The following is a 14,462-nucleotide window of genomic DNA, read 5'->3' as shown; positions in this document are numbered from 1 at the left end:
TATATTTATGCCTATGTCAAGGACCGTCGCGCGCCGCTTCCGCAGGCCGCCAGGCAAGCACTTAAACCTAAACGTCCGGGGGCTCGGGGACTCGGCCACCATCGCCATCAACGACCTCTCGAACCAGCTCAGGACCCACGGACACCGTGTGATCAAGCTGGGCCTCGGTCAGTCGCCCTTTCCCGTGCCCGAACCGGTGGTGGAATCGCTCCGGCAACACGCGCACGAGAAAGACTACCTGCCCACCGCCGGTCTTCCCGAGCTCAAAGAGGCCGTCGCCGACTACGTGCGGCGAAAGCACGGGGTGGAGCGATCGCCCGAGGACGTCCTCGTGGGACCGGGGAGTAAGGAACTCATGTTCCTGCTCCAGCTCGTCTTCTACGGCGACCTCGTCATCCCCTCGCCCTCCTGGGTCTCGTACGCGCCGCAGGCGCGGATCGTGGGCCGGCTCGTACAGTGGCTCCCCACCCGCCGGGAATCGGGCTGGAAGGTCCAGCCCGAGGACCTCGAGGCCCTCTTCGCCAGCGACGAAGAACGCCCCCGGATCCTCATCCTCAACTACCCCAACAACCCCACCGGCGTCACCTACCGCCTCGACGAACTCAAGGCGATCGCGGAGGTCGCGCGGCGCTACCGCGTCCTCCTACTCTCCGACGAAATCTACGGCGAGCTCCACCACACCGGGCACCACGTCTCGATCGCCCGCTTTTACCCCGAAGGCACCATCATCTCCACCGGGCTCTCCAAATGGGCCGGGGCCGGAGGGTGGCGGCTCGGGGTCTTCATCTTCCCGCCCACCCTCGACTGGCTGCGCAAGGCGATGACCGCGGTGGCCAGCGAGACCTACACCTCGACCAGCGCCCCGATCCAGTACGCCGCTGTCACCGCATTCCGCGGCAGCGATGAGATCGAGGCCTACCTCCACCACGCACGCCGGGTGCTCAGGGCCATCGGACGCTGGAGCGCCCGCCGGCTGCGCGAGGCCGGCGTCTATCTGGAGATGCCCGCCGGGGGCTTTTACCTCTTCCCCGACTTCTCACCCCTCCGCGACCGTCTCATGCGCAAGGGGGTCTACACCTCCGAGCTCCTGGCCAAGCACCTCCTCGAGGACACCGGCGTCGCCGCGCTCCCCGGCAGCGACTTCGGCCGCCCGGCGGAAGAACTCACCTTGCGCCTGGCCTATGTGGACTTCGACGGCGAAACCGCCCTCCGCGCCGCGGCCGCCCAGCCAAACAGCGCGCTCAACGGCACCTTCCTCAAGACCTACGCCGCCCCCATCGTGAACGCCATCGAGTCCATCGTGGACTGGGTCAAGCACGCCTGAAATCACCCCGCCGTGGCTTTTGCCACGGCGGGGTCAACGCGTACCGCTTTTGCTTACAGGCGAAGCCCGTTAAAGCGCGTCTGAGCCTCGGCCAGCCCGGCTTCCCGCCAGACACGGATCGCCTCGAGGGCGTGCTCGATCACCCGCTCGAAGCGGGCGGCGTCGTCGGGAGGGAACCTCGAGAGCACCCAGCTCACCGGATCGATCCCCGCAGGTGGCCGGCCCACGCCTATACGCAGGCGATCAAAGCCGGGGTCACCGAGCGCCTCGATGATCGATTGCACCCCGCGCTGCCCAGCAGCGCTCCCCCCTCGCTTGAAGCGAATCCGCCCGAGCGGCAGGTCCATGTCGTCGTGCACCACGAGCACCCTCTCCAGGGACAGCCCCTTGCTCCGAACGAACGGGGCCACCGCGGTCCCGGAGAGGTTCATGTAGGTCAGCGGCTTCATCAACCACCCCGGGCCCCAGGGGGCGATCAGGGCCTCGCCCCGCCGCCGGAAGACAACCCCTTCGGCCTTCGCCAGCCGATCGAGGGCCGAAAAACCCGCGTTATGGCGGGTCATGGCGTAACGGGGTCCCGGGTTGCCGAGCCCGACCACCAAGAAGGCTTCGTCCATCGCTCCCAGCCTAAACCCGGGGCCGCCCCAGAGAGGCGGCCCCGATCGAATGCAAAGGCTCTTCCAATCGAGTTTAAGCTTCTTCCTCTTCCACCTTGCCGCGCTGGATGACCTCGGGCTCGCCTTCCTCCGCCTCGCCGGCCTCGGCCTCGAGACGCTCCACGTCCTCCGGCGGCACCAGGGTGGCGACCGTCTCCTCGAGGTCCACGAGCGGCTTGACACCTTCGGGGAAGGCGATGTCGGAGACGTGAACCACGTCACCGATGTTGAGTCCGGACACGTCGACCTCGATCGCGTCAGGGATGTTTCGGGGAAGGGTGCGGACCAGGATGTCGGTCATGACCTCCTCGAGGACGCCACCAAGCTTGACGCCCACCGGCGTGCCCACGAACTTGAGGGGCACGTACATGTCGATGGGCTCATCGGCGAGGGCATAGAAATCGACGTGCTCGGGGCGCCGACGGCGCTTGTCGAGGTTAACCTGGCGCACCAGGGTATCGATGGTCTTGCCATCGTCGAGCTCGAGGGTCACCACGTGGTGGATCGACGCCTTGCGGAACACCTTGTCGAACTCGAGGAAGTTCACGTAGATCTTCTCGTTCATGTGGCGGTTGTAGACCACCGCCGGGATCTTGCCTTCACGGCGGAGCACGCTCGGGCGCTCGTTGGTGCGGCGGTACGCGCGAAGTCTGTATTCCATGCCTTCCTCCTCACAGGGGCCAGGGCGCCCAATGGGCGCAATGCAGCATTCTAAAGTTTAAGGGTTCGAGAATAGCGGGTCAACCGGGCCCTCGGCAACCATCAGCTCGCTGACCGAGCGGTGGGTGTGAACGCGACGGATCGCCTCCGCGAGCAGCGGCGCCGTCGAGAGCACCACGTAGTCGCCGGCGTCGTCGAGGGGAATGGTATCGGCGAACACCACCCGCTCGATGGCGGGATGGGCGAGGTTTTCCCGGGCGGGCCCGGAGAGGACGGCATGCGTGGCCATCACCACCGCCTCCGGCCGGGCGCCGGCCTCGACCAACGCATCGACCCCGCGACGGATCGTGCCGCCGGTGGACACGATGTCATCGATGATAATCGGACGCTGGCGCTTAACCCGGCCGATGACGTAGGTGACCTCGGTCTCGGTGGGGCCGGTGCGGCGCTTGGCCAGCATGGCCATGGGGAGCTCCAAAAGGTTGGCCAGCCGTCGAGCTTCCTCCGCCCGCCCGGCGTCGGGGCTCACCACCACCGCGTCCCGGGTCAACCCTTCCCGAACCAGGTACTCGGCAAAGAGGCGGACGGCGGAGAGATGATCCACCGGGATATTAAAAAACCCCTGAATCTGGGGCGCGTGGAGGTCCACCGCGATCACCCGGTCCACGCCCACCCGCTGCAGGAGGTCGGCCACCACCTTGGCGCTGATCGGCTCCCGGCCCTTGGTCTGCTTATCCTGGCGCGCGTAGCCGAAGTAAGGGATCACCGCGTTGACCTTGGAGGCCGAGCTGCGGCGGAGGGCGTCGGCCATGAGCAAAATCTCCATGAGGTGGTCGTTGACCGGCGGGCTCGTGGGCTGGATGACGTACACGTCGGCGCCCCGAACGCTCTCGACGAGGCGGAGCCGAACCTCGCCGTCGGGAAAGCGGCCAAGTTCCACCGGCGTAAGCCCCACCCCGATCTCCCTGGCCACCCGCTGGGCCAGGTCAGGGTTTGCGCTACCCGCGAGGATCTTTAAGTCCATTGGTACGTTCCCTTCTTCATTATAAATTTCCCAGCGTGGCCTCGACGACATCGGCCAGCCGCTTCGCGCCTTGGCGCAGGAAGGCCTCGAAATCTCCCGGCGCCCCGCCGTCGGCCCGGTCGCTCACGATGCGAAAGAGGGCCAGGGGAACGCCGAGGCGCCGCGCCGTCCACACCGCGGCCGCGCCTTCCATTTCCACCGCGTCAGCCTGGAACGTTTCCCGAATCCAGCGGGCGAGGGCCGGGTCGTCGACGAAGCGGTCGCCGCTGGCGATGCGGCCCAACACCGCCTCCGGCGCCGCGGCCATCACGGCGTCGGTGAGCGCACGATCGGTCGGAAGATACCGCTCACCGGTCCCGAGCTCGCCAGGCTCGCGCCCGAAGGCGGTCAGGTTCACATCCCACTGCACCGCGTCCCGGGCAACGACCAGATCGCCGCTCCGCAGTCCCGACGACAGGGCGCCGGCAACCCCACCGAAAAAGACCGCATCTGGGGCAAAGCGCATCACCGCCCAGCCCAGCGCCGCCGCCGCCGCCACCTTGCCCACCCCGGTTTCCACCAAGACGACTTCGTGCCCCGCAAGGGCACCGCTGTGGGCGGGAAAGGGCGAGGCCAGCGAGCGAGCCCTCACCAGGCGCTGGCGGACAGCCTCGGCCTCGAGCCCCTCAGCCGCGAGCACGAGCATCATGGCAAGGGCACCGTTTCCTGAACGATAAGGCCGGCGTCGAGGACGCGCTTTGCCCAGGCTTTGGCCCCGGCCAGGTCGTGATCACGGTAATTGCCGCAACTGAGGGGCCCCGCGCCGGGCACCGGGCCCGAATGCGCGAGCACATCCGAAAGCGCGGCCTCGAAGGCCGCCCGAACCACCGAAGGCTCGGGCTCACCCGCCACCACCGCGTAAAACCCGGTACGGCACCCCATCGGGGAGAGATCGATGACTCCCGGGAGGTGGTCCCGGAAGTAGCCGGCGAGCAGGTGCTCGAGGGTGTGCAGCGCCGCCGTGGGCACCACCTCGCGGTTCGGTTGTCCTAGCCGCAAATCCCACTTGCTGATCACGCCCCCGGCGAACTCCTTCCGCCCGGCCAGGCGCACGTAAGGCGCCCGCACCCGGGTGTGGTCCAGTTCGAAAGACTCCACCTCGGCCATGAGGCGATTCTACCCGCTCGTGCGCCGTTCCTTCCGCAGCACCGAACGCCACATCTCACGGAAGAAGAGAAGGAAGACCGGGATGAGCTCGATCCGCCCGGCCCACATCTCGAAGGTGAGGAACAGCTTGGTGAAGGGATGCATCCAGGCGAAGTTCGCCATCGGCCCGACCCCGCCGAGACCGGGACCGATGTTGCCCAGCGTGGCCGCGCTGGCGGTGAAGGCCACGATCAGGTTCCGCTCCAAAAGGGCCACCACCACTGCCCCGGCGGCGAACGTCAGCACGTAGAGCGCCACAAAGGCCGAGACCTGCCTGAGCACGTCCTCCCCCACCGCCCGGCCGCCAAGACGCAAGGGGATCACCGCCTGGGGATGGAGCGTGCGCTTGAGCTCGCGTGAAACGTGGTAGAGGACGATCCGCCAGCGCACCACCTTGACGCCGCCGGCACCGGAGCCGGCCGAGCCCCCGATGAACATCAGCGCCAGCAAAATCGCCTGGGCGGGAATGGTCCACTGAGCGAAGTCCACCGAGGCGTAGCCGGTGGTGGTCAGAATTGAGATTACCTGGAAAAAGGCGTGCCGCAGGCTCGCCCAAAGCCCGTAGTCATGATCCAGGAAAAGGTAGGCGGCCATGGCCAGCGAGGCCACGATGGAAACCCCGGCGTAGGCCCGGAACTCAGGGTCCCTAAAGAGCGGCCGCGGCTCCCGCTGAAAGATCAGGCGGAACTGCAACATGAAGTTGGCCCCGGCCAAAAACATGAAGATGACCGCCACCCACTGGGCCAAGGGGCTGAACGAAGCGAACGAGTCGGCCTTGGGGCTAAAGCCCCCGGCGGGAATGGTGGTCAGGGCATGGGCCAGGGCGTCGTAGATATCCATACCCCCGATCAAATACCCGACGAAGGCGCCCAGGGTCAGCACGGCATAAACGCGCAACACCGCTTCGGCGGTGTGCCGCAGCCGGGGCGTGAGCTTTTCCTTTTGCACCCCCGTGGATTCGGCAAAAAACATCTGGCGCCCGGCGACCGCGAGGTGGGGGAGCACGGCGATGAACAGGAGGATGATGCCCACACCGCCGAACCACTGGGTTAGCGACCGCCAGAGAAACAGACTCTTGCTCAGAAGGGAAAAGTCGGTGAGCACCGTGGCCCCGGTGGTGGTGAAGCCGGACATGGACTCAAAGAGGGCGTCGATGAAGCCAAAATAGCCTCCGAACCAGTAGGGCAGCGCCCCCAAAAACGGCACCAGGAGCCACAGGATCGCCACCGAAAAGAGGGCCTCGGCCCGCTTGGGCTCGGCCTTGGCGGTCCCGAAATTTTGCAGGAGCCAGCCGAGACCGAGACCCACCGCCGCCGCGGCAAAAAAACCGGTGGCGGGTTCCTGCCACAGCAGGGCCAGCACTGCGAAACCCGCCAACACCCAGCCCAAAACCCAATACGCGACGCCCACGACGTAAAGGACGAATGTACTCACGCCACCCTCCTCCCCGGCATCTGCCCCGGGGCTCAGCTCCCCCGCCGCAAGAGCCCGGCCACGGCTTCCACGAGCTCGCGGGGAGCGAGGACCAAGATGCGATCGCCCGACTGGAGCACCACCTCGGGCGTGGCCAGGAGAACGCTTCTCGGCCTGAGCACCGCGACCGCCACCGCCTTGGGAGGGAAGTCCAGATCAGCCACCCGCAGACCCACCCAGCCTTCGGCGACCGGGGCCTCGATGAGTTCGACCTTGTCTTCGATTAAAGCCAGGTGCTCGACGCCTTCGGACGAAAGGTAGTTGACCACCTCCCTGACCGCAGCCTGGCGCGGGGTCATGGGAATGTCGATGCCCACGCGCTCGAAAAGCGTTCGGTTCTCGCTGCGGCCAACCCGGGTGATGACCTTTTCCACCCCCACCTGCTTGGCGAGCAGCGAAACCAGGAGGTTCTTCTCGTCGTTGTCGGTGACCGCGACCAGAACATCGGTCTCGCTCAACCCCTCGGACTCGAGGAGATCGACGTCGGTCCCGTCGCCCTGGAGAACCAGGGTCTTGGAGAGGTTCTCCGAAAGCCAGGCCGCCCGCTCCGAGCAGTGTTCGATGAGCCGGATCGTGACCCCGGTGGCCTCGAGGTCCTTGGCCACCATGTAGCCCACGGCCCCACCCCCGACCACCATCACCTTGCGCACCTGCTCGGTCCCGGCGAAGTAGGCGTGGAGAATCGAGAACGAAGCCCGGGTGGCGACGAAAATCAAGTGGTCGCCTGGCTCGAGCACCAAATCGGCAAACTCCTCTTCCTCTCGCGCGGAGACGAACTCGCTGCCCCGGACAACCCCCAGGAGCAAGACCCCTTCCGGCCAGTCGAGATCGCCGAGGTACCGGCGGGCGTAGGGTCCGCCCTCCTCCACCAGGTACTCGATCAGGCGCAGACGCCCGCCGGCCAGGACCTCGGTGTCCAGGGCCTTGGGGATGAGGATGACCTCGAGGATCTCCTGAGCCAGCGAACGCTGGGGCCAGAGGACGCGGTCGATTCGGGTGCCGAGGATGTCCATGGTACGCGGATCGGTGAGCACCTCGGCGTAGTCAGCGCGACCCACGAAGCACAGGACCTCCTTGGCCCCGAGCCCCTTGGCCAGGAGCGAGCTGATGAGGTTGATCTCGTCGATGCTGGTGGCGGCGATGAAAGCCTCGGCCCGGTCGACGCCAGCTTCCCTCAAGATCTCCGGATCGGTGGCGTTGCCCACCACCACGCGGACATCGAGGTTCCCCAAGCGCTCGCTCGCCCCGGGCGAGCGGTCGATGACCACCACGTCGTGGGTGGTGTGCAGCGCCCGTGCCAGTTCGGTGCCAATCTCTCCGCCGCCGGCGATCACCACATACATAACAAGCTCCTATTTTGACGCCAGCGGCGTCCGCCATGGCAAGGGCCGAACGACCTCGGCGTAGAGGTCGTAGGTGTCGGCATCGCTCACGCGCACCAGATAGCGTTCGCCCACCCGAATGCCAGCACCCCGAAGGTAGACCACCCCGTCCACCCCCGGACTGTCGCCTTTGGTCCTGGCCAGGTAGACGCCCGGGGTCTCGGCGGGACCGTCGACGATGACCTCGAGTTCCTGACCGACTTTGGCCCGCATGCGCTCGGCGCTGATCTCGGCCTGCAGAGCCATGACCCGATCGTAACGCGCCTGCTTGACCTCCTCGGGCACCGCGCCCGGGTAGGCGTTGGCCGCGGCGCCCTCGACCGCCGAGTAGGGAAACACCCCCACCCGGTCGAGCCGAGCCTCGCGCAAGAAGTCCAGAAGGAGCTCAAAATCGGCCTCGGTCTCACCGGGAAAGCCCACGATAAAGGTGGAGCGAATCGTGAGCTCGGGCACGGTTTTTCGCCAGCGGGCGATCCGCTCGAGGTGATCCTCGGCCCCGCCCGGCCTGCGCATGGCCCGGAGCACCGAGGGACTCGCATGCTGGAAGGGCACGTCGAGATAGGGGAGCAACACGCCCTCGGCCATCAAATCGACCAGGTCGTCTACCTCAGGGTAGGGGTAGACGTAGTGCAGGCGCACCCACACACCGAGCTCGGCGAGTCCCCGCACGAGCTCGGTGATCCGGGCCGCCCACTGGCGGCCAGCCCATTCGCTCTTCGCATAGCGCAGGTCACGCCCGTAGGCCACGGTGTCCTGGGCGATGACCAAAAGCTCCCGCGTTCCGCTGGCCACGAGCCGCGCTGCCTCGGCGAGCACCTCGGCCGCGCTCCGGGAACGCTGGGGCCCGCGGAGCTGAGGGATGATGCAAAAGCTGCATCGGTTGTCGCAGCCCTCGGCGATCTTGAGGTAGGCGTAGTGCCTCGGCGTCAGGGGGACCCGCCCCGGCACCAGGGCAGTTTTCGGGTCCCGGTCCGGGGGAAGCGCACGCATGACCGCCTCGAGCACCTCTTCATAGGCCTCGGGCCCGGTGATCGAAAGGACGTCCGGGTGCGCTTTTTGAATCACCCCCGGCCTTGCCCCCAAACAGCCGGTGGCCACCACCTTGCCGACCCCCGCCATCGCCTCGCCGATGACCTCGAGGGACTCCTCGATCGCCGGCGTGATGAAGCCGCAGGTATTGACGATGGCCAGATCAGCGTCCTCGTAACGGCTGACGAACTCGTAGCCGAGGGCGCGCAGCCGCGCCATCAATTGCTCGGAATCGACCAGCGCCTTGGCACAGCCAAGACTTGCGAACGCGATCCTTCCACCCATCCCCCGGAGTATAGCGGCAAAGCCGGGTTCACGGCGCCTGGAAACGGCGCTCTAAGACCTCACCCGAGCGTCCGAGCACCCCCAGCGACTTCCCCGCCACCACCACTTCGATCCCGCCAGCGTTGCCGGTACGGAGCGTCACCGGCAGCGGAAAACGCAGTTCCTCGCCCACCGGCGGGATGCCCTCGAAGAGTTTGTTGCCCTTCCCGTCCAAAACCCGCAGCCAGCTCCGGGCCACGACCCGAATGACGATCTCGTTTGGCGCTTTTGGCGCCACGGCAGGCCTTGGCTTTGGTTTCGGGGTCAGGCTGACCTCGAGGTTTCGATCGGTCTCGAGGTCCAACGTTTTCTCAAAGGTCTCAAATCCCTCGGCCTCCACCCGCAAAAGGCGCCTGCCCGATTCGACCTCCAGACTCACCGGCGCTGCCCCCAGGAAGAAGTTATCGAGATAAACCTTGGCGCCGGGGGGTTTGGTGATCACCCGCAGGCGAATCTTGGCTGGCTCCGGCGCGGGCAGGGGGCGGACCTCGACCGAAACCGGTTTCGGCGTGGCCGAGCGGGGCTGCAAGAACAGGAAATACCCCCCGAGCAGGGCGAGTCCCGCGATCAAAAAGAACAAAACCGAGAGGAAAGGAAAACCGCGGCGGCGGGCTGGCTCGGCCGGGGTCGGGCTCGCCACCGGGGCATCCCCCAGCGGGAGCATCGCCAGGAGAGGCTCGGGATCGAGGCCCAGGGCCTCGGCGTAGCGTCTGAGGTAGGCCCGGGCCAGCACCGCCTCCGGAAGCTCGTCGAATTTGCAGGCCTCGAGGGCTTCGAGATACCGCCGTCCGATCTTCAGGCGGCGCGCCAGGTCCTTTAAATCCTCACCCCGCCCCTCGCGGGCCTCCCGCAACCGGATGCCGAGTTCGCACATGCCTGTTGCATTCTACCGGAGTAAAATTTAAATTTCATAACCCTCTTCCGCCATGGCCACGGCGATGGCCGCGGCGAGCCTCGCGTTCTCAACCAGCAAGCGGACGTTGACCTCGTCGGTCCGGCCATCGCTCAGCTCGCTCAGACGGCGCAGCAAAAAGGGGGTCAGGGCTTTGCCGGCGATGCCCCGCGAGACCGCCTCGCGGTTGGCCGCCTCCGTCCAAGCCTGGACCGTTTCATAGGGCAGGCCCTCGGAGACCGGGTTGAACACCAGCAGGGCCCCACCGAGGCCCAGACCTCGCTGAGCACGGAAGATCTCGGCCACCTCCTGCGCATCCTCGACCCGGGCCGGCAGGGGGTAAGGACTCTTCGGACTGTGGAAGGCCGGCAACCACCCGGTGCGATACCCCACCACCGTCACCCCCAGCGTCTCCAGCCGCTCGAGCGTAGCCTCGAGGCGCAACACGCTCTTCATCCCCGAGCTCACGATCACGATCGGCGTTCGCGCAAGGGCCACGAGGTCGGCCGACTCATCAAAGGGCTGGTGGTGCACGCCGCCGATGCCGCCGGTGGCGAACACCCCAATCCCCGCCCTAGCCGCCAGGTGGGCCGTGGCCGCGACCGTCGTCCCCGCCGTTTTTCCCCGGGCCACCAGGCTCGCCAGGTTCCAAAGGCTCGCCTTCTCGGCCGCCCGCTCGGCGAGCGAGGCCACTTCCGCGTCGGTAAGCCCCACGCGGACCTCGCCTTCCATGATCGCCAGCACCGCCGGGACCGCCCCCGCCGCCTCGACCGCTCGGGCCATGGCCCGAGCCACCTCAAGGTTTTTCGGCCTGGCAAAGCCGTGGGTGATCACCGCGGACTCCAGCGCCACCACCGGACGCCGGGCCACGAGCGCTTCACGAACGTTCGGATCTACCCGCATGCCCCAAGCCTAACCCTCCCGCACCGCCACCCGACCAAAGGCGCTGACCAGGGCCACGCCCAAAAGGGCCAGTGCCCCACCGAGGAGGGACAAAAACCCCGGCACCTCACCGAGCCAGACCCAGCCGATCACGATGGCCAGGACCGGAGAGAGGTAGAGAAAGCTCGAGACCCTCGAGGCCGGCGCCCGGGCCAGCGCCCGGCTCCAGGTGAGGTAGGCGAGCGCCCCGGGGAACACGCCCAGGTACACGGTGCTCCAAACCGCTGCCGCCGGGGCGGCGCGAACGTCGCTCGGCAGCCCGGGAAGGAACACCAGCATGGGTAGGGTGCCCAGGATCAGGGTGTAGACCGTGATCTGAAACGCTGAATAACGGGCGAAAAGCGGCTTTTGGAAAACGAAGTACAACGAGGTCGAAACCGCCGCCAGCACGATCAGCCAGGCACCCGGGTCGACGCCAAGCCCCCCGCCCTCGCCGAGAGCGATCAGGGCCACGCCGAAAAAGGCGATTCCCGTGCCCACCCACCCCCAAGCGGCAAGCCGCTCACCGAGGAAGAGAGAGGCGAGCAACGCGGTGAAAACCGGACCGGAGGCGATCAAAAGGCTCGCCGATCCCGCGAGCACCGTTCGCTCTCCATACACCAGGGCGGTATGGTAGACGGTGATCCCGGAAAACCCGAGCAGGGCGAGCCGCAAGAGGTCTTCACGCCGGGGCAGGGGCATCCTGGTCAAAAGCGCGGAAACCAGGAGAACCCCCGAGGCCACCAGAAACCGGAGCAGGATCAGATGCCCCGGCGAAAGCCCCATGAGCCCGGCGCGGATGGCGGCGAACGCCGAGGCCCAAAACAAAATCGTGACCCCGGCGAAGAACAGGGTTGGTCCGTCCACGCCGACCATCCTATAGGATGAACCCATGGCCAAGATCCTCATCCTGATCCTTTCCGGGCCCGAGGACGAAGTTCGCGTGGCCTCGGGGCTGGGTTTTGCCGCCGTCGCTCACGACCAGGGGGCCGAGGTCCGGGTGGTCTTCTTCGCCGACGGCGTCCGGGTGCCCCTGGCCATCGCCGAGCGCCCAAAGCTCGCCGAGCGCCTCCTGGCGCTGCGCGAGCGCGGCATCTTTCCGGTGGTCTGCAAGCGAAACCTGGAAAACATGGGCCAGCCGGTGTCAATCGAAGGCTTCGACGTGCACTACATCGGCCAGGACCTGGTCAAGGCCGCTGAAGAAGGCTTTGCCATCTTTTCTTTTTAGGATCCCACCATGCCAGAAAAGATCGTCACCGTATTCGGCTCGTCGAAGATCGGCCCCGACCACCCCACCTACCGGCTCGGTCACCGCTGGGGCCAGATCCTGGCCGAGATGGGCTTCGCCGTCGCCACCGGCGGCTATGACGGGGCCATGGAGGCGGTGAGCCTGGGGGCCAAGGAAAAGGGCGGTCTGGTGATTGGCGTCACCGCGCCCCCCGTCTTTCCCCACCGCAGCGGCCCCAACCACCACGTGGACATCGAGCTCCCTTCCGACCATCTCCTGGACCGCATCGACCGGCTCTTGGATCTGGGCCACGCCCACCTGGCGCTCCCCGGCGGCATCGGCACCCTCACCGAAATCCTCGCCGCCTGGAACGTGCTCTACATCCGCTGGCTCCAGGGAAGAAAGACCAAACCCCTCGGCCTCCACGCCAGCTGGCGGGAAATCGTTCGGCCCGGGCTCATGATCAAGCCCGAGCACGTGGATCTGATTCGCTTCATCGAGTCCGAAGCCGAATTAAGGGCGTTCCTCGAGGGCGTTTAGATCGCCTGCCCCGACTCAAAGCGGGAACTTTTCCTTGAGGTCTTCCCGCGGCGGGGCGAAGACGTCGAGCACCTCCGAGGCCAAAATCGCCTGCACGGTGTGGGGCACGCCGCCGGGGATGAACACCGCCTCCCCGGCGCCGGCCTCACACACCTCGTCGCCGACCTCGAAGACCACGCGCCCCGAGAGCACCACCGAGATCTGCTCCTCTTGGTGGGCGTGCTTCGGGACCACCGCGCCCTCCTCGAGGCGCACGTGCATGACCATGGCCTTCTCGCCGCTGGCGGCGAAGGCCTCGGCCCCCGGGAACAGGTTCAGATGCCGCGCTTTAAAGAGGCTGATCTTCTTCATTTCCACTCCTTGATCGGGACCAGTTCCCCACCCTGGACTTCCTTGCGTCGCGGCCGCATGCGCCGGTCGAACCACACCTCGAGGACCGCCCGGTCAAGGCTCTTTGGGGCGATGATCTCCTTGCGCACGAAGTAGCCGCCTTCTGCTGGCGAGACCTCGGCGGTGCGGCTGATGCGAATCGGCACCACCTCCCCCGAAGCCGTTTTCACCCGGCAAAGGAAAAATCGGCCCTCGGCCTTGAGGTGGGGATCTCTACGGAAAAACATCGTCTCCAGTCTACTTCTTCCACCCGGCGAGGGCAGCGAGCAACAGGCCAAAGAGCGCCCCGCGCCGTGGCAGCTCGGACTTCAGCACGTGTTCGCTCGGCTGGTGGGCATCGCCCCCAACCGGTCCCAGCCCGTCCAGGGTGGGGACGCCCAGGGCCTGCGTGAAGTTGCCGTCGGACCCCCCACCCACCTTGCCCGGGGCCACGCGAAAGCCGAGGCCGGCGGCCAGCTCCCGCGCCAGCTCAAAAAGCCGCAGCGACTCCGGGCTCGGGGCCATCGGCGGCCGGTTCATACCGCCCCGCACCTCGACTTCGGCGGCCAGGGTGGGCCGGTAGCCGCGAAGGGCAGCCTCGACGCGCTCGGCTTCGTCGGAGTGCCAGACCCTGAGGTCGATCTCGAGCTCGGCCTCGGGGGCCACGACGTTCGTGGCAAACCCGCCGCGGATCAGGTTGGGGCCCACGGTGGTGCCCCGTTCTCGATCCTCCTGCGCCACCGCATGCAAGACGAAACGCGCCGCTTCCACGATCGCGTTGACGCCCTTTTCCGGTTCCACCCCCTGGTGGGCTGCCCGGCCCTTGATCCGGACCCGAAAGAGGCCGACCCCCTTTCGCGCCACCTTCAAATCTCCCGCCGGGGTGGGGGCCTCGAGCACCAGGGCCAGGTCGGCCTGCCGGGCCTCGCGCTCGATGACGGCCCTCGAGGCCTCGCTGCCGATCTCCTCGTCCGGGGTGAGGAGCACGGTCAGCCGCGGCAGCGGCAAGCCGGCCTCATCCAGGTAACCGAGCGCCCAGGGGACAAAGAGCAGCCCACCCTTCATGTCGAAGACACCGGGGCCATAGATGCGCCCATCTTCCTCCCGCCAAAGCCGCGGCCAGCTCCCAATGGGGTGCACGGTGTCGTAGTGAGCGAGCACCAGAACTCTCGGTCCCCGGCCCTCGCGAACCACCTTCAAAAGGGGGCCGGTGGGAAGATCCTGGCGAGAAACGGTGCCGACGGCGTCGAAACGTGCGGCAAGCCAGCTCGCGGCCTCCGAGAGCCGATTTAGCGAGCGGCTCGGGGTTTCGATGCTGACCAGGGTCCTGAGGTCCTCGAGGTAGCCCGGCAGCGTGGCCTCGAAATAGGCCCGGGCCTTTTCAAACTGAAGGGAATCCAACATTTCGGAAAAACATTATACCGGTTGCAAAAACCGGGTTTAGAATGGGCGCAA

General features: G+C 66.7%; 17 protein-coding genes. 3 read left to right on the top strand and 14 right to left on the bottom strand.

The window, feature by feature from the left end; all coding sequences use genetic code 11:
• Positions 1-13 precede the first annotated feature (13 nt).
• Complete coding sequence (locus ACZ5BT_RS07995; protein ID WP_464884070.1) at positions 14-1,324, top strand: pyridoxal phosphate-dependent aminotransferase; 1,311 nt, start codon at positions 14-16, stop codon at positions 1,322-1,324.
• 53 nt (positions 1,325-1,377) lie between these two features.
• On the opposite strand, the gene pth is transcribed toward ACZ5BT_RS07995, so the two are convergent.
• The 11 genes from pth to ACZ5BT_RS07940 all read right to left on the bottom strand — a co-directional run bounded on the left by pth (position 1,378) and on the right by ACZ5BT_RS07940 (position 11,737).
• Complete coding sequence (gene pth / locus ACZ5BT_RS07990; RefSeq protein WP_464884069.1) at positions 1,378-1,941, bottom strand: aminoacyl-tRNA hydrolase; 564 nt, start codon at positions 1,939-1,941, stop codon at positions 1,378-1,380.
• 73 nt (positions 1,942-2,014) lie between these two features.
• Positions 2,015-2,641 carry a 50S ribosomal protein L25 gene (locus ACZ5BT_RS07985; RefSeq protein ID WP_464884068.1) on the bottom strand — a complete coding sequence of 209 codons (627 nt, stop codon included), beginning with the start codon at positions 2,639-2,641 and terminating at the stop codon, positions 2,015-2,017.
• Between the two features lie 57 nt (positions 2,642-2,698).
• Positions 2,699-3,664 carry a ribose-phosphate diphosphokinase gene (locus ACZ5BT_RS07980; protein ID WP_464884067.1) on the bottom strand — a complete coding sequence of 322 codons (966 nt, stop codon included), beginning with the start codon at positions 3,662-3,664 and terminating at the stop codon, positions 2,699-2,701.
• A gap of 19 nt (positions 3,665-3,683) precedes the next feature.
• Entirely contained in the window at positions 3,684-4,352 is a 669-nt protein-coding gene (locus ACZ5BT_RS07975) for a 5'-methylthioadenosine/adenosylhomocysteine nucleosidase (protein WP_464884066.1), read from the bottom strand.
• A complete protein-coding gene (locus ACZ5BT_RS07970; RefSeq protein ID WP_464884065.1) occupies positions 4,349-4,810 on the bottom strand; it encodes an S-ribosylhomocysteine lyase in 462 nt (153 codons plus the stop codon). The genes ACZ5BT_RS07975 and ACZ5BT_RS07970 overlap by 4 nt, the downstream gene beginning before the upstream one ends.
• A gap of 9 nt (positions 4,811-4,819) precedes the next feature.
• Positions 4,820-6,283, bottom strand: a complete 1,464-nt coding sequence (locus tag ACZ5BT_RS07965) for a TrkH family potassium uptake protein (RefSeq protein WP_464884064.1) — start codon at positions 6,281-6,283, stop codon at positions 4,820-4,822.
• A gap of 32 nt (positions 6,284-6,315) precedes the next feature.
• Positions 6,316-7,665 carry a Trk system potassium transporter TrkA gene (gene trkA / locus ACZ5BT_RS07960; RefSeq protein WP_464884063.1) on the bottom strand — a complete coding sequence of 450 codons (1,350 nt, stop codon included), beginning with the start codon at positions 7,663-7,665 and terminating at the stop codon, positions 6,316-6,318.
• Positions 7,666-7,674: 9 nt separating this feature from the next.
• Positions 7,675-9,018, bottom strand: coding sequence for a 30S ribosomal protein S12 methylthiotransferase RimO (gene rimO, locus ACZ5BT_RS07955; RefSeq protein WP_464884062.1), 1,344 nt, complete (start codon positions 9,016-9,018; stop codon positions 7,675-7,677).
• Positions 9,019-9,046: 28 nt separating this feature from the next.
• A complete protein-coding gene (locus ACZ5BT_RS07950; protein ID WP_464884061.1) occupies positions 9,047-9,931 on the bottom strand; it encodes a RodZ domain-containing protein in 885 nt (294 codons plus the stop codon).
• A gap of 27 nt (positions 9,932-9,958) precedes the next feature.
• On the bottom strand, positions 9,959-10,852 hold the full coding sequence (locus tag ACZ5BT_RS07945; protein ID WP_464884060.1) for a pseudouridine-5'-phosphate glycosidase: 894 nt from the start codon (positions 10,850-10,852) through the stop codon (positions 9,959-9,961).
• Between the two features lie 9 nt (positions 10,853-10,861).
• Positions 10,862-11,737 (bottom strand): DMT family transporter, encoded by an 876-nt coding sequence (locus ACZ5BT_RS07940; protein ID WP_464884059.1) that lies wholly within the window; start codon positions 11,735-11,737, stop codon positions 10,862-10,864.
• A gap of 25 nt (positions 11,738-11,762) precedes the next feature.
• Here ACZ5BT_RS07940 and ACZ5BT_RS07935 point away from each other — a divergent pair, with 25 nt between their 5' ends.
• Together ACZ5BT_RS07935 and ACZ5BT_RS07930 are read left to right on the top strand one after the other, a co-directional pair.
• On the top strand, positions 11,763-12,098 hold the full coding sequence (locus ACZ5BT_RS07935) for a DsrE family protein (RefSeq protein ID WP_464884058.1): 336 nt from the start codon (positions 11,763-11,765) through the stop codon (positions 12,096-12,098).
• Positions 12,099-12,107: 9 nt separating this feature from the next.
• On the top strand, positions 12,108-12,638 hold the full coding sequence (locus tag ACZ5BT_RS07930; RefSeq protein WP_464884057.1) for an LOG family protein: 531 nt from the start codon (positions 12,108-12,110) through the stop codon (positions 12,636-12,638).
• 15 nt (positions 12,639-12,653) lie between these two features.
• On the opposite strand, the gene ACZ5BT_RS07925 is transcribed toward ACZ5BT_RS07930, so the two are convergent.
• From ACZ5BT_RS07925 to ACZ5BT_RS07915, 3 genes are read right to left on the bottom strand one after another with little or no spacing between them, the layout of a single operon-like run.
• On the bottom strand, positions 12,654-12,989 hold the full coding sequence (locus ACZ5BT_RS07925) for a cupin domain-containing protein (protein ID WP_464884056.1): 336 nt from the start codon (positions 12,987-12,989) through the stop codon (positions 12,654-12,656).
• Positions 12,986-13,255, bottom strand: coding sequence for a hypothetical protein (locus tag ACZ5BT_RS07920; protein ID WP_464884055.1), 270 nt, complete (start codon positions 13,253-13,255; stop codon positions 12,986-12,988). The genes ACZ5BT_RS07925 and ACZ5BT_RS07920 overlap by 4 nt, the downstream gene beginning before the upstream one ends.
• Before the next feature lie 10 nt (positions 13,256-13,265).
• Positions 13,266-14,411, bottom strand: coding sequence for a M20 family metallopeptidase (locus ACZ5BT_RS07915; RefSeq protein ID WP_464884054.1), 1,146 nt, complete (start codon positions 14,409-14,411; stop codon positions 13,266-13,268).
• Positions 14,412-14,462: the final 51 nt, after the last annotated feature.

The sequence above is a fragment of the Vulcanithermus mediatlanticus genome (assembly GCF_055385885.1).
Note: the sequence above shows the minus strand (reverse complement) of the source record. Positions and strands in the feature narration are given on the sequence as shown.

What these genes read in the sequence shown, in the direction of transcription:
- ACZ5BT_RS07950 (WP_464884061.1), bottom strand. Translation starts at nt 9,931, where the DNA reads ATGTGCGAACTCGGCATCCGGTTGCGGGAGGCCCGCGAGGGGCGGGGT.
- ACZ5BT_RS07920 (WP_464884055.1), bottom strand. Translation starts at nt 13,255, where the DNA reads ATGTTTTTCCGTAGAGATCCCCACCTCAAGGCCGAGGGCCGATTTTTC.
- rimO (WP_464884062.1), bottom strand. Translation starts at nt 9,018, where the DNA reads ATGGGTGGAAGGATCGCGTTCGCAAGTCTTGGCTGTGCCAAGGCGCTG.
- ACZ5BT_RS07975 (WP_464884066.1), bottom strand. Translation starts at nt 4,352, where the DNA reads ATGATGCTCGTGCTCGCGGCTGAGGGGCTCGAGGCCGAGGCTGTCCGC.
- ACZ5BT_RS07985 (WP_464884068.1), bottom strand. Translation starts at nt 2,641, where the DNA reads ATGGAATACAGACTTCGCGCGTACCGCCGCACCAACGAGCGCCCGAGC.
- ACZ5BT_RS07970 (WP_464884065.1), bottom strand. Translation starts at nt 4,810, where the DNA reads ATGGCCGAGGTGGAGTCTTTCGAACTGGACCACACCCGGGTGCGGGCG.
- ACZ5BT_RS07980 (WP_464884067.1), bottom strand. Translation starts at nt 3,664, where the DNA reads ATGGACTTAAAGATCCTCGCGGGTAGCGCAAACCCTGACCTGGCCCAG.
- ACZ5BT_RS07915 (WP_464884054.1), bottom strand. Translation starts at nt 14,411, where the DNA reads ATGTTGGATTCCCTTCAGTTTGAAAAGGCCCGGGCCTATTTCGAGGCC.
- ACZ5BT_RS07945 (WP_464884060.1), bottom strand. Translation starts at nt 10,852, where the DNA reads ATGCGGGTAGATCCGAACGTTCGTGAAGCGCTCGTGGCCCGGCGTCCG.
- pth (WP_464884069.1), bottom strand. Translation starts at nt 1,941, where the DNA reads ATGGACGAAGCCTTCTTGGTGGTCGGGCTCGGCAACCCGGGACCCCGT.
- ACZ5BT_RS07930 (WP_464884057.1), top strand. Translation starts at nt 12,108, where the DNA reads ATGCCAGAAAAGATCGTCACCGTATTCGGCTCGTCGAAGATCGGCCCC.
- ACZ5BT_RS07925 (WP_464884056.1), bottom strand. Translation starts at nt 12,989, where the DNA reads ATGAAGAAGATCAGCCTCTTTAAAGCGCGGCATCTGAACCTGTTCCCG.
- ACZ5BT_RS07995 (WP_464884070.1), top strand. Translation starts at nt 14, where the DNA reads ATGTCAAGGACCGTCGCGCGCCGCTTCCGCAGGCCGCCAGGCAAGCAC.
- ACZ5BT_RS07935 (WP_464884058.1), top strand. Translation starts at nt 11,763, where the DNA reads ATGGCCAAGATCCTCATCCTGATCCTTTCCGGGCCCGAGGACGAAGTT.
- trkA (WP_464884063.1), bottom strand. Translation starts at nt 7,665, where the DNA reads ATGTATGTGGTGATCGCCGGCGGCGGAGAGATTGGCACCGAACTGGCA.